Raw genomic sequence first — 13,014 nt, 5'->3', positions numbered from 1 at the left:
GACATTGCTGCCGCCCCGATCATTACCGCGTCAGCCGTCAGGCTTTGACTTTCTCAGGAACCGGCTGTTCATCCTGCGTCATACGATTCAGCAGCGGAGCAACCAGAATCATCAGTACGGCAATCACGCCGGTAGTGATCCCAATCTTCAGGAACACATCGCCGTACACGTGCAGCGATAGCAGCGGATCGGTAATATTTTCCGGTACCGCCATCAGGTTCGCCACTTTACCGGCCACCATCGCTGCGCCAGCGGTAGTCAGGAACCACGAGCCCATGATGAAGCCCATCAGGCGCTGCGGCACCAGCTGTGCCACCATCGCCAGGCCGAGACCTGAAATCATCAGCTCGCCCACGCTCTGCAGGGCATAGCTGAGGATCAGCCAGTTAACCGACACGATACCGAGCTGGCTAGCAAATGACGCCCCCAGCGGCAGCACCAGGAAGGCGGCAGAACAGAGCACCATGCCAAGCGCAAACTTGTGCGGCATCGGCAGGCGGTCACCCATCTTGTTATAGATTGCGGCCAGCAGCGGGCTGAAAATCATAATCCAGAACGGGTTAAGCGCCTGGAACTGCTCCGGCTGGAAAGTGATACCCAGAATGCTGTGCTCAACGTTGCGAATCGCAAAGAAGTTCAGCGAGGTTGGCATCTGCATATACAACACGAAGAAGACAATCGCCTGCACCATCAGTAAGAAAGCAACAATCATCTTACGGCGCGCGGCACCCTGCAGAGCAAAGGCCTCTTTAGCGAACACCAGTACGATACCAACCGCAATCACCGCCAGCACCAGGCGGGCAATCTCCTGGTTGTGCAGCAGCCAGGTCGCCACGGCGATCATTACGGCAATACCGACCAGCGTCGCCAGCAGTTTACCGACGTTCAGCGGGGCAAAGTCTGCTTTGGAGCCGTAGTTTTTCACCCACTTACGGAAGAACATAAAGTTCACCAGGGTGATCAGCATCCCGACAAATGACAGCGCGAAGGCGGTGCTCCAGCCATATTTATCGGCCAGCCACGGAGTGGCCAGCATAGAGAAGAAGGAACCGATGTTGATCGCCATATAGTACATGGTGAACGCGCCATCGAGACGCGGGTCATCTTTTTCGTAGCAGGTCGAGAGCAGTGAAGAGGGGTTAGCTTTAAACAGGCCGTTACCGACGGCGATAGTCGCCATCCCGATGTACACCATCGCCTCGTCATGGCCCGACCACGCGACCAGCGCATAGCCCAGCGCCAGTACCAGCGTACCCAGTACGATAACGCGCTTGGTCCCCAGCACTTTATCTCCCAGCCAGCCGCCCACGGCCACCAGGCCATAGACCAGCGCACTGAAGGAAGCGAACAGGGTGATCGACTGTGCTTCGGACATGCCCAGCTGTTTCACCAGGTAGACCGCCATGATCCCCTGTAGTCCGTAATAGCCGAAACGTTCCCATAATTCGATAGAGAAGATCAGATAAAACGCTTTAGGTTGTTTGAAAGCGTTGAGGCTTGGTGCCTCGGGTTGTTTGTTTGCAGTTGACACTTGTACCTCTGAATTCTTGACCTGTTTTGTGGCAGGAATTAAGTCGACGCAACGCGGGACGTACGCTCGTCTTATAGTTATAGAAGTTGAAAAACGCCGGATAATTTCGCCGATCGAACCCACAGAGGCAAGTTTTTTTTCATCACCGTCATCGCGCATTTTTATAGCGATAACTGAGTGGTTTTTGTTATTCAATAGTTAAATATGCTGTTTTACAACAAGTAACCAACCTAAGTGAGGGTGGGTGGCGTGAAATTTGTTCATTGTGCAGATAATTTCGCTAGCGCCTTCGTGTATGGCGACATCTGCTACACAAAGGTTTATCGATGGGTATTTATGCTAACTGAAGATCTAAAAACAGTGGTTATTCATAGTGCTAGCAAGATCAAGCAGGCGGAATTCATGCTAAACCCACTTTGAGTGATGTAGGTCACAAAAATAGCGATAATTTTTGATCTAAAAAAACGCCTCAACCACATTAAAGGTTTTTATTGATTGAACGTTCAATATAAAACGTCTACAATTACTCTCATTCAATAGCCAAAACCGATGAAGCCGATGCCAAAAATAGGAATGAAGGCGATCCGTCAGGCGCAGTTAATTAATGCCACTCTGACAGTGATAGACCGGGTTGGGCTGGCAGATGCCAGCCTGGCGCTAATAGCGAAAGAGGCTGGGGTATCAACCGGCATTGTCAGCCACTACTTTGGTGACAAAAACGGTCTGTTATATGCCTGTATGCGCCAGATAATGTCAGACCTGTACAAGGCGCTGGAGCGCCACCGGGCTGATGCACAGGCGGACCCTCAGGCGCAAATTACGGCTATCATCAACGGCAATTTTGACGTAGCAGATATCACCTCACCGGTGCTGAAAACCTGGCTGGTGTTCTGGACTAACAGTTTACATCAGCCCAATCTGCATCGTCTGCAACGCATTAACGACCGCCGTCTTTATTCCAACCTGACGGCACATTTCAGTCGCGTGCTGCCGAAAGAGCAGGCGCGTGCCGCCGGAGCCAGCATGGCCGCACTTATTGACGGTACATGGTTACGGATGACGCTGACTTCTCAGCCGATGGAACAGGGCCTGGAGCAGGCTCGTTCACTCTGCTATCAAAATTTAGCGCTGTGGTTAACCAGCGCACCCACCCCTTAAAAGGAGGAGACATGGCCGAGTTGCAACGCCGTGGTTTATACATCAACGGACGCGAAGTGTCCGGAACGGGCGAAACATTCACCACCATCAATCCTGCCAACGGTGAAGTGCTGGCAGAAATTTCAGGCGCCAGCCAGCAGGATATCGATGCTGCCGTTGCCTCTGCGCACGCCGGGCAAAAAATCTGGCGCAGCTACACTCCGGTGGAACGCAGCCGCGTGCTGCTGAAAGCGGTTGAAATCCTGCGCGAGCGCAATCAGTCGCTGGCCGAGCTGGAAACCGCCGATACCGGCAAGCCAATCAGCGAAACGGCCGCGGTCGACATCGTTACCGGGGCAGACGTGCTGGAGTATTACGCCGGGCTGGCGGTGGCCGTTGAAGGCCAGTCAATCCCGCTGCGTGACACTGCACTGGTTTACACCCGCCGCGAACCCCTCGGCGTCTGCGCCGGTATCGGCGCGTGGAACTACCCGATTCAAATTGCCATGTGGAAAAGCGCCCCGGCGCTCGCCACCGGTAACGCAATGGTATTCAAACCCAGCGAAGTGACCCCGCTGAGCGCACTGGAACTGGCAAAAATCTTCACCGAAGCCGGTCTGCCGGATGGCGTGTTCAACGTGGTGCAGGGCGCGGGAACCGTCGGTCAGGGTCTGAGCCAGCATCCGCAGATCGCCAAAGTCTCTTTCACCGGGGAAGTCAATACCGGCAAGCGCGTGATGGCGGATGCGGCCTTAGCCAACCTGAAATCCGTCACTATGGAGCTGGGCGGCAAGTCACCGCTGGTGGTGTTTGAAGATGCCGATCTGGAACGTGCCGTCGACGGTGCGATGATGGCCAACTTCTACAGCAGCGGCCAGGTGTGCACTAACGGCACCCGCGTTTTCGTGCAGCGTTCACTGCTGCCAGCGTTCGAGCAGCGCCTCAAAGAGAAAATGGCCGGAATTCACTGCGGCGATCCAACCGATCCGGCGGTGAACTTCGGTCCACTGGTCAGCGAAGAGCACTGCCAGAAAGTGGTCTCCTACCTCGAGATTGGCAAGCAAGAGGGTGCACGCCTGCTGGCGGGCGGCTCGCGTATCAGCGAAGGCCCACTGGCGAAAGGGTGCTACGTGCAGCCAACGGTGTTTACCGACTGTAGCGATGAGATGCGTATTGTGCGTGAAGAGATCTTCGGGCCGGTGATGAGCATTCTCGCCTTCGACAGCGAAGACGAAGTTATCGCCCGCGCCAACAATACCGAGTACGGTCTGGCCGCAGGGGTGTTCACCACCTCACTGAACCGGGCACACCGCGTGATCCACCAGCTGGAAGCCGGCATCTGCTGGGTAAACAGCTGGGGTGAATCACCTGCGCCGATGCCGGTGGGGGGTTACAAGCAGTCGGGCGTTGGGCGTGAGAACGGCCTGGAAACGCTGCACCACTACACGCGTACTAAATCGATTCTGATTGAGATGGGCGACTATCCATCCGCATTCTGATTTTTCGCCGCGGCGTACGCGTCGCGGCACTCTTACCGGAGGTTTAATGCAGAAATTTGACTATATCATTATTGGTGCAGGTTCAGCGGGCAACGTGCTGGCAACGCGACTGACTGAGGATGCTGACGTATCGGTACTGTTACTGGAAGCAGGCGGCAAAGACCACCGCTGGGACTTCCGTACCCAAATGCCAGCCGCTTTGGCTTACCCGCTGCAGGGTAAACGCTATAACTGGGCGTTCGAGACCGATCCCGAGCCGCATATGGGCAACCGCCGCATGGAGTGTGGCCGCGGCAAAGGCCTGGGCGGCTCATCGCTGATCAACGGCATGTGCTACATTCGCGGCAATGCGATGGACTATGACAACTGGGCGAGCAAGCCCGGGCTGGAAAACTGGTCCTATCTCAACTGTCTGCCCTATTTCCGCCGTGCTGAGAAGCGCGACATTGGTGAAAATGACTGGCACGGTGGTGAAGGCTACCTCAGCGTCACCACGCCGAAAAAGGGCAATAACCCGCTGTTCCGCGCCTTTATTGATGCCGCGCAGCAGGCAGGGCATGCTGAGACCGATGACCTTAACGGCTACCGCCAGGACGGCTTTGGCCCGATGGATCGTACCGTCACGCCGCAGGGCCGCCGCTCCAGCACCGCGCGCGGCTACCTCGATGTCGCGAAACAGCGCCCGAACCTGACCATCATTACCCATGCACAGACCGACCGCATTCTGTTTAGTGGTAAAACCGCCACTGGCGTCACCTGGTTGCGTAACGGTAAACAGGAACAGGCCGAAGCGGCGCGTGAAGTGCTGCTGTGCGCCGGGGCAATTAACTCACCGCAGATCCTGCAGCGCTCCGGCGTTGGCCCGGAAGAGTGGCTGCGCGAGCTGGATATTGATGTGGTGCATGCCCTGCCGGGCGTAGGTCGCAACCTGCAGGACCACCTGGAAGTCTATATGCAGTACAGCTGCAAAAAGCCGGTCAGCCTCTATCCGGCGCTGCAGTGGTGGAACCAGCCGGCTATCGGCGCAGAGTGGCTGTTTAACGGCACCGGCACCGGCGCCAGCAACCAGTTTGAAGCGGGCGGATTTATCCGCAGCGATGACCAGCCTGACTGGCCGGATCTGCAGTATCACTTCCTGCCGGTGGCGATCAATTACAACGGCAGCAGCCCGGTGAAGCAGCACGGTTTCCAGGCGCACGTCGGCCCAATGCGCTCCATGAGCCGTGGTCGCATCAAGCTGACCTCTAAGCACCCCTATGCCGCACCGTCGATCTTCTTCAACTATATGTCCGAAGAGCGCGACTGGGTGGAGTTCCGCAATGCGGTTCGCCTGACGCGGGAAATCATGCGCCAGCCGGCACTGGCAGAATACTGCGGTGAAGAGTTACAGCCGGGTATTAACGTGCAGAGCGACGAAGAAATTGATGCCTTTATCCGCGAACATGCGGAAACGGCCTACCACCCTTGCGGAAGTTGCGCGATGGGTAACGACGAGATGGCGGTGGTGGATGCAGAAGGGCGCGTACACGGTATGAACCAGCTGCGCGTGGTGGATGCGTCAATTATGCCGCAGATTACCACCGGCAACCTGAATGCGCCGACGGTGATGATTGCCGAGAAAATCTCCGATGCCATTCGCGGCAAAGCACCACTGCCGCTGTCAACGGCGGAGTATTATAAGCTGACCCGCTAGCCTTGATGTCGGGGCCGATCATCTTTTTCGATCGGCCCGCGCAATCGTAAAAAAAGGGCGGACCAGAAAAGCGGTCCGCCCCTACGTCTACAGGGCCGATCGGCCCTGTTCGCGCTTACTCGAAACAGACGCCCGGGTTTTCCGACAACAACACAAACTTCTTGCTGTCTTTATCCAGCGCGCGGATCACACCGCTCTCAATGTCATACACCCAGCCATGCAGGCGCAGTGCATTATTACGCAGGCCCACCGCCACGGAAGGGTGCGTTTTCATATTGTTCAGCTGCGCAATCACGTTCTCCTGCACCATGGCATTCAATTTTTCTTCTTCGCTGCTGTAACTCTTTTTCTCAACCACCGCTTTTGCTGCATCAGCGTATCGCAACCAGTGCGCGACCGCAGGCATCGGGTCCAGACACTGGCAGGAAGCGATAGCCTTCATGGCGCCGCAGTTAGAGTGGCCACAGATCACAATATCCGTTACGCCCAGTGCAACGACCGCGTACTCAATAGTCGCGGAAACCCCGCCTGGCTCTGGGCCAAATGACGGAACGATATTTCCGGCATTACGGATCACGAAGAGCTGTCCTGGGTCCTGCTGAGTGACCAGTTCCGGTACCAGACGGCTATCGGAGCAGGAAATAAACAACGCTTTGGGATTCTGGCTGGAGGCAAGAGTGCGAAATAACTCTTTCTGCTGCGGGAAAACCTCTTTCTGGAAGTTTAAAAAACCTTCAATGATGTGCTGCATAGCGAACTCTCTATTCTGGATCATGGCCGGATAGCAGGTGAAGCCGGTCGCATAATGAGGATAAAAGACAGGTCTAAAGCAAGGTATACCGGGCTGTTAGCCCGACATCCATTTTAGCATCAGACGGCCTAAGTGTAATCCTGGATCTGCTGACGTCACGCGGCAGGTATCCTACAGATTTTTCATCCATTTCCAGCGGTAGAAATACGGCCGAGGGGTTAGTGAGGTATCTAACAGTTTTTTATTGGAACAGTTAATATAAACGAATCATTTTGAGGTGGGGTAAAAAGGGGGGTATAAGCTTTTTTCATGTTTTTCTGAGTTTTCATTAGGAATGCTCCGAATTGTCATTCACGATTTCAATCAGTGACTTAACTAAAATAACAAGAAAATTCCTATATAAATCAGATCACAAAAACAGGGTTAGCATATTGCCCTTTCTCAGATGAGTGCTATATAGTCGCTTTTGTTCACACATGGAAAGTGTGCTTACCTGCGCTTTCCACGGCATGTTTAAAGGAACTAATATGAGCAACTCTTATCAGAATGAAATCCCTAAAGCGCGTGTAAATATCAAGCTTGACCTGCACACGGGTAATGCCAGTAAGAAAATGGAGCTGCCGCTGAAGCTGCTGATCACCGGCGATTTCAGCAACGGTCAGGAGCAGCGCGTGCTGTCCGAGCGTGAGAAAGTCAACGTTAACAAAAACAACTTCGACAGCGTGCTGGCGGAGTTCTCCCCATCGTTAAACATCTCGGTTGAAAACACCCTGGCCGGTGACGGCAGCGAAGAGAACGTCAAACTCACCTTCAGCAACATGAAGGACTTCACGCCGGAGCAGGTCGCCCGCCAGATCCCTCAGCTTAAAGCCATGCTGGCAATGCGCAACCTGCTGCGCGACCTAAAAGCCAACCTCCTGGATAACGTCACCTTCCGCAAAGAGCTGGAAACCATCCTGAAAAACCCGGCACTCAGTGATGAGCTGCGTAGCGAACTGTCCGCTCTGGCGCCTGAAAAAGCCTGATCCCCCCTTCACGGAACGATATAGAGAGAATGCTGATGTCTGTGCAAAATGAAACCTCCTCTGCCGGTGCAAGCACCGTGCTGGATCGCCCGGCTACGGGCGGCGTTTACGCTTCACTGTTTGAAAAAATCAACCTCAGCCCGGTGTCGCACCTCAGCGACCTGGATATCTGGCAGGACAGCCAGGCGATGTCCGACGCCAGCGTCGACGAGCGCGTGACCGCGGCGATGAAGGTGCTGGTCGAGTGTCTGAACCAGTCCGGTTCGAAAGTGGAGAAGCTGGATAAAACCCTGCTGGACCACCATATCGCGCAGCTGGACGAGCAGATCAGCCGCCAGCTCGATGCGGTGATGCACCACGATGCGTTCCAGCAGGTAGAATCCCTGTGGCGCGGCCTGAAGTCGCTGGTGGACAAAACCGACTTCCGCCAGAACGTGAAAATCGAAGTGCTGGACCTGTCGAAAGAGGATCTGCGCCAGGACTTCGAAGACTCGCCGGAAATCATTCAGAGCGGCCTGTACGCGCACACCTACATCGCCGAATACGACACCCCGGGCGGCGAGCCGATTGGCGCGCTGATCTCCTCTTATGAGTTCGACGCCTCGGCGCAGGACGTGGCGCTGCTGCGCAACATCTCCAAAGTGGCGGCCTCGGCGCATATGCCGTTTATCGGCTCCGCCGGCCCGCAGTTCTTCCTGAAGGACAACATGGAAGAGGTGGCGGCAATCAAAGATATCGGCAACTACTTCGACCGCGCCGAGTACATCAAGTGGAAGTCATTCCGCGAAACCGACGACTCGCGCTATATCGGCCTGGTGATGCCGCGCGTACTCGGCCGCTTGCCGTACGGCCCGGATACCGTGCCGGTGCGCAGCTTCAACTACATTGAAGAGGTAAAAGGCCCGGACCACGACAAATATCTGTGGACCAACGCCTCGTTTGCCTTCGCTGCCAACATGGTGAAAAGCTTTATCAACAACGGCTGGTGCGTGCAGATCCGCGGCCCGCAGGCCGGCGGTGCGGTGCAGGATCTGCCGATCCACCTGTACGACCTCGGCACCGGTAACCAGGTGAAGATCCCGTCTGAGGTGATGATCCCGGAGACCCGCGAATTTGAGTTCGCCAACCTCGGCTTTATCCCGCTGTCGTACTATAAAAACCGCGATTACTCGTGCTTCTTCTCCGCCAACTCGACGCAGAAGCCAGCGCTGTACGACACCGCCGATGCAACGGCGAATAGCCGCATCAACTCGCGCCTGCCTTACATCTTCCTGCTGTCGCGCATTGCGCACTACCTGAAGCTTATCCAGCGTGAAAATATCGGCACCACCAAGGACCGCCGCCTGCTGGAGCTGGAGCTGAATACCTGGGTGCGCGGCCTGGTCACCGAAATGACCGATCCGGGCGACGAGCTGCAGGCTTCGCACCCGCTGCGCGATGCCAAAGTGATTGTCGAAGATATCGAGGACAACCCGGGCTTCTTCCGCGTCAGGCTGTTCGCCGTCCCGCACTTCCAGGTGGAAGGGATGGACGTCAACCTCTCTCTGGTTTCCCAGATGCCGAAAGCGAAAGCATAAGGCGGAGGCTGGATGAAAACGGAACAACCGCTGTGGGGTCGGGGCGTGATGGTCTCGCCACAGCACTTCCAGCAGCAGGCCGCGTATGCGGCCTGGTCAACGGAATGCATTGCACAAATGGGGCTGAATCATCCCTGGGGCGTGATCCGTGCCGAGTTCGAAGCGGATGCCCTGAAGCTGGGGCGTTTGCAGGCGCGTCATCTGCACGTGCGCTTTCAGGACGGCACGCTGATCGACACCAATAACGGTGACGATCTGCCGCCGGTGATGATGCCTGAAGGGCAGGACGTGGTGGTGGTGCTGGCACTGCCGCTGCTGAGGGCCAACGGCGGCAACTGCCTGCAGCCGGACGAGATTGCCGAGCGCCCGGTGCGCTATCGCCAGCGCTGGCGCGACATCCGCAACCAGTTTGGCGACGATACGCGCCAGATTGCGGTGATCAAACCCGAGCTGACGCTGCGTTTTGCACATCAGAACAATGGCGACTACTTGGTATGCCCGGTGGCGCGTCTCAGGCAGGACAGTCAGGGTAGCTGGACGCAGGATGAAACTTTTCTGCCGCCGTTGCTGAGCGTGCAGAGCAGCCAGTGGCTGCTGACCCAGCTTGAACAGCTGATGACGCAGCTGCGCGCGCGCCTCAGCCGCCTGATGGCGATGCGGCGCGAGAGCAACGAACGCATGGCCGATTTTGCCGTGGCGGATGTGTCGTTGTTCTGGCTGCTCAATGCGCTGAACAGCGCGGAGCCGGTACTGGGCCAGTTCCTGCGTTTTCCGCAAAGTGCGCCGGAGCGGTTATATCCGGAGCTTGCCCGTCTGGCTGGCAGCCTGCTGACCTTCTCACTGGAGCATCAGGTCAGCGCGATCCCTGCGTATCAGCATGCTGAACTTAACCATGTATTCCCGGCGCTGTTCGATCTGCTCAGCGATCTGCTGGAAGCCAGCCTGCCGTCACGCGTGGTGTCGATAGCACTTGAGCACGACAAGCGTCTGCATCAGTGGCTGGCTCGTCTGCAGGAGCCGCGCCTGCGCGAAGATGCCGATTTCTACCTTTCGGTCCGCTCCCCGCTGCCGGTGGTACAGCTGCAGGAGCAATTCCCGCGCCAGTGCAAAGTCGGCAGCCCGGATTACGTCACGGGCCTGGTGAATTCGTCGCAGCAGGGGATACCGCTGAAGTCGCTACGCCACGTACCCGCCGCGATCCCGCTGCGGCTGGAAAATCAGTATTTTGCCCTCGACCTGTCGCATCCGGCAGCCCGCGAGATGCTGGAATCCGGCAGCTGCATGTTTTACGTGCCGGGCATGCTCGGTGAACCTGAACTTGAACTGTTTGCGGTGCTGAGAACATGAGCCAGAAAAACGAGTGTGATATTGACGCGCTGCTGCAAAACAGCTGGCTGCAGGTGATCAGCCTGCGCCACGGCGCAAAGATCAAGGATGGAGAAGGTCAGCAGTTATGGCAGCGCTGCGTCGCAGAAGTGGAGAAGGTTCAGCAGGCGCTAAAAGACGCGGGCTACGATGCACAACAGAGTAAGGATGTTCTCTATGCCCAGTGCGCGCTGATCGATGAAGTGGTTAAGGGGCGCGGCGAGCAGGATGACGCTTACGTCCAGTGGCTTCACCTGCCTCTGCAGGGGCATTTCCTCGGCACCGTTGATGCCGGTGACATGCTCTGCGAGCGCATGCGTGAGGTGCTGCGCGAGCCAGCGCCGGAACCGCTCGTTGTGACCTGCTTCCAGCGGGTGATGTTGCTGGGCTTCCTCGGCGGCTATCGCTCAGTCAACGATCCGCAGCGGGAAAAGCTGGTCGCCGCGTTAAATGCGCAGGTTTCACCCTTTAGCGCGCCGCAGGCGCAGGCCGTACTGGCCGAAAACAACGCGGGATTGGGCTTCAGCGGCTGGCTATCCAGCTGGCCGTTGCGAATCGGCTTCTCCGTGCTGTTACTTGCCGCCGTCTGGTGGGGGCTGAATCACTGGTTGAGCAGCCTGGTGGCTTCGCTGCTGCCGGGAGTGGTTCAGTGAGCCCTGCGTTACAGCGCGCGCTGGCGCTGTGGGTTGTCCTGCTGGTCGCCGTGCTGCTGCTGCCGCTGCCTCATTTAGCTACCGTGCTCATACTGCTGGCCGCTCTGGTGCTGCTGGCCGTTGTGATGGCCGTTACCCGCCGTCCCGCCGGGCCTGAAGCCGGGCTATGTGCGGATGACCTGCCGGATGTCGCTTACCGTCAGCCGGTGGTGCTGGTCTGCGGCGACAGCGCGCATGCCTGGCCGGAAGGATCGACGGTACTGACCGTGCCGCACGGCTGCTGGGTGCGGGTGGCCGATCATCAGGGGCTGGACGTGGTAGCGCGCCAGCTGCTGTCGCTGCGCCCGGAGTGGGGACATCAGCTGTCGGTGATGATCGGCGTCTGTCCTCAGCAGCATCAGGACAGTGACACGCTGGCCAGCCGCCTGCTGGCACTGCGCTGGCAGATTGGCCAGCTGCGGCGTGAAACCGGCTATTCACTGCCGCTGGTACTCAATGCTCAGGTGGGCAGTGCGCTGGTCAGCGAGTCTCTCTGGCAGGTGCGGCTGGCCGGTGAACCCGTCAGCGTATGGTCCGATAGCGCAAAACCCACCCCTCCTGAGTGCTGGCTGGCCGCGGGCGGCGGCATCGCATTACAGCAGCAGGTGATGATCAACAGCCTGACGGAGTGGTTTCAGCAGGAAGTGATTCGCGTGTTAACCGACAGTCACCCGGATATGCCTGCCGCCACCCCCGCAGGCATGGTCTGGGGGCTGAGTGCTTCACTTGACGGGGCATTAGCCACTTCTCTCTGGACGCGCTGGCTGCAGCAGCACACGGCGCTGGTACAGGTAGCAGGATGGTTTGCGCCAGAGGTTGCGGAGTCTCCGCTGCCGTCAATGCTGCCGGAGTTTGTTCTGCCACTGCTGCCCGCAGGACATGGCCTGACGCCGCGCCAGCGCACCTGGCGTGGTGCGCTATGGCTGGCGTTGACGGTTGGAATTGTCGCACTGTGCTGCAGCGCCTGGAATAACCATCGGCTGCTTCAGCGGGTCTCTTTTGATATTGCTCATTACGCGCGTATCGCCATGAATGATTACGCCGTGAAAGCGGCAGCGGTCAATGTACTGCGTCGCGATGCCCGCGAGCTGGATGAGTATGCCCGCAACGGCGCACCTCTGCAGCTTGGTTTAGGCCTGTATCAGGGGGGGCATCTGCGCCTGCCGCTGCTGGATGCGATAGGTTCGTATATTCCGCCACCGCCGCCCCCTCCTCCGGTGGTGAAGGAAGCGCCAAAAACCGTGCGCCTCGACAGCCTGTCGCTGTTTGACACCGGTAAATCGGTGCTCAAACCGGGCTCGCTAAAGATGCTGGTTAACGCGCTGGTAGATATTAAGGCCCGGCCGGGCTGGCTGATAGTGGTCGCCGGCCACACCGACAGCACCGGCAATGCGCAGGCCAATCAGCAGCTGTCGCTGAAGCGCGCTGAAGCGCTGCGCGACTGGATGCTTTCAACCAGCGACGTCTCGCCGACCTGCTTTGCGGTACAGGGCTTTGGCGCAAGCCGCCCGATGGCGACTAACGATACCCCGGAAGGTCGTGCGTTAAACCGCCGGGTCGAAATCAGTCTGGTGCCGCAGGCGGATGCCTGTCTGGCAGCAGCAACCCGAACGTCATCACAGGATGATGACACAACAGTAAGCCCTAAATAATTCCTGTTGCATCGCGGCGGCAACTGAGGGAATCCCCGGGAGCATAGTTCACTATGTGACCGGGGTGAACGAAGGCAGCCAACAAAGAGGCA

General features: G+C 57.6%; 10 protein-coding genes. 8 read left to right on the top strand and 2 right to left on the bottom strand.

From position 1 onward, the window contains the following. Nucleotides 1–37 precede the first annotated feature (37 nt). Nucleotides 38–1,531, bottom strand: a complete 1,494-nt coding sequence (gene dtpA, locus ID864_RS17760; RefSeq protein ID WP_191150019.1) for a dipeptide/tripeptide permease DtpA — start codon at nt 1,529–1,531, stop codon at nt 38–40. 558 nt (nt 1,532–2,089) lie between these two features. Here dtpA and betI point away from each other — a divergent pair. Genes betI through betA form a run of 3 tightly spaced genes read left to right on the top strand, consistent with a single transcriptional unit; the run spans nt 2,090 to nt 5,860 of the window. Continuing rightward, a complete protein-coding gene (gene betI / locus ID864_RS17755; protein WP_048916133.1) occupies nt 2,090–2,689 on the top strand; it encodes a transcriptional regulator BetI in 600 nt (199 codons plus the stop codon). An 11-nt stretch (nt 2,690–2,700) separates the two neighbouring features. Further along, nucleotides 2,701–4,167: a betaine-aldehyde dehydrogenase gene (gene betB / locus ID864_RS17750; protein ID WP_224750521.1), complete on the top strand. Its 1,467-nt coding sequence runs from the start codon at nt 2,701–2,703 to the stop codon at nt 4,165–4,167. 46 nt (nt 4,168–4,213) lie between these two features. Beyond that, entirely contained in the window at nt 4,214–5,860 is a 1,647-nt protein-coding gene (gene betA / locus ID864_RS17745) for a choline dehydrogenase (protein WP_048916132.1), read from the top strand. A gap of 115 nt (nt 5,861–5,975) precedes the next feature. On the opposite strand, the gene ID864_RS17740 is transcribed toward betA, so the two are convergent. After that, complete coding sequence (locus ID864_RS17740) at nt 5,976–6,611, bottom strand: carbonic anhydrase (RefSeq protein ID WP_048916131.1); 636 nt, start codon at nt 6,609–6,611, stop codon at nt 5,976–5,978. Between the two features lie 527 nt (nt 6,612–7,138). Between ID864_RS17740 and tssB the strand changes: the two genes are divergently transcribed. Genes tssB through ID864_RS17715 form a run of 5 tightly spaced genes read left to right on the top strand, consistent with a single transcriptional unit; the run spans nt 7,139 to nt 12,922 of the window. Further along, on the top strand, nt 7,139–7,636 hold the full coding sequence (tssB, locus tag ID864_RS17735) for a type VI secretion system contractile sheath small subunit (protein WP_048916130.1): 498 nt from the start codon (nt 7,139–7,141) through the stop codon (nt 7,634–7,636). A gap of 29 nt (nt 7,637–7,665) precedes the next feature. After that, a complete protein-coding gene (tssC, locus tag ID864_RS17730) occupies nt 7,666–9,213 on the top strand; it encodes a type VI secretion system contractile sheath large subunit (protein ID WP_048916129.1) in 1,548 nt (515 codons plus the stop codon). Nucleotides 9,214–9,225: 12 nt separating this feature from the next. Continuing rightward, a complete protein-coding gene (tssK, locus tag ID864_RS17725; protein ID WP_099754207.1) occupies nt 9,226–10,560 on the top strand; it encodes a type VI secretion system baseplate subunit TssK in 1,335 nt (444 codons plus the stop codon). Then, nucleotides 10,557–11,231, top strand: coding sequence for a type VI secretion system protein TssL, short form (gene tssL, locus ID864_RS17720; RefSeq protein ID WP_187499055.1), 675 nt, complete (start codon nt 10,557–10,559; stop codon nt 11,229–11,231). Before tssK ends, tssL begins: the two co-directional genes overlap by 4 nt. After that, a complete protein-coding gene (locus ID864_RS17715; protein ID WP_191150018.1) occupies nt 11,228–12,922 on the top strand; it encodes an OmpA family protein in 1,695 nt (564 codons plus the stop codon). The genes tssL and ID864_RS17715 overlap by 4 nt, the downstream gene beginning before the upstream one ends. Nucleotides 12,923–13,014 lie beyond the last annotated feature (92 nt).

This window comes from Erwinia aphidicola (assembly GCF_014773485.1).
Classification (GTDB): Bacteria; Pseudomonadota; Gammaproteobacteria; order Enterobacterales; family Enterobacteriaceae; genus Erwinia; species Erwinia aphidicola.
This window is presented reverse-complemented; position numbering and strand designations above follow the sequence as displayed.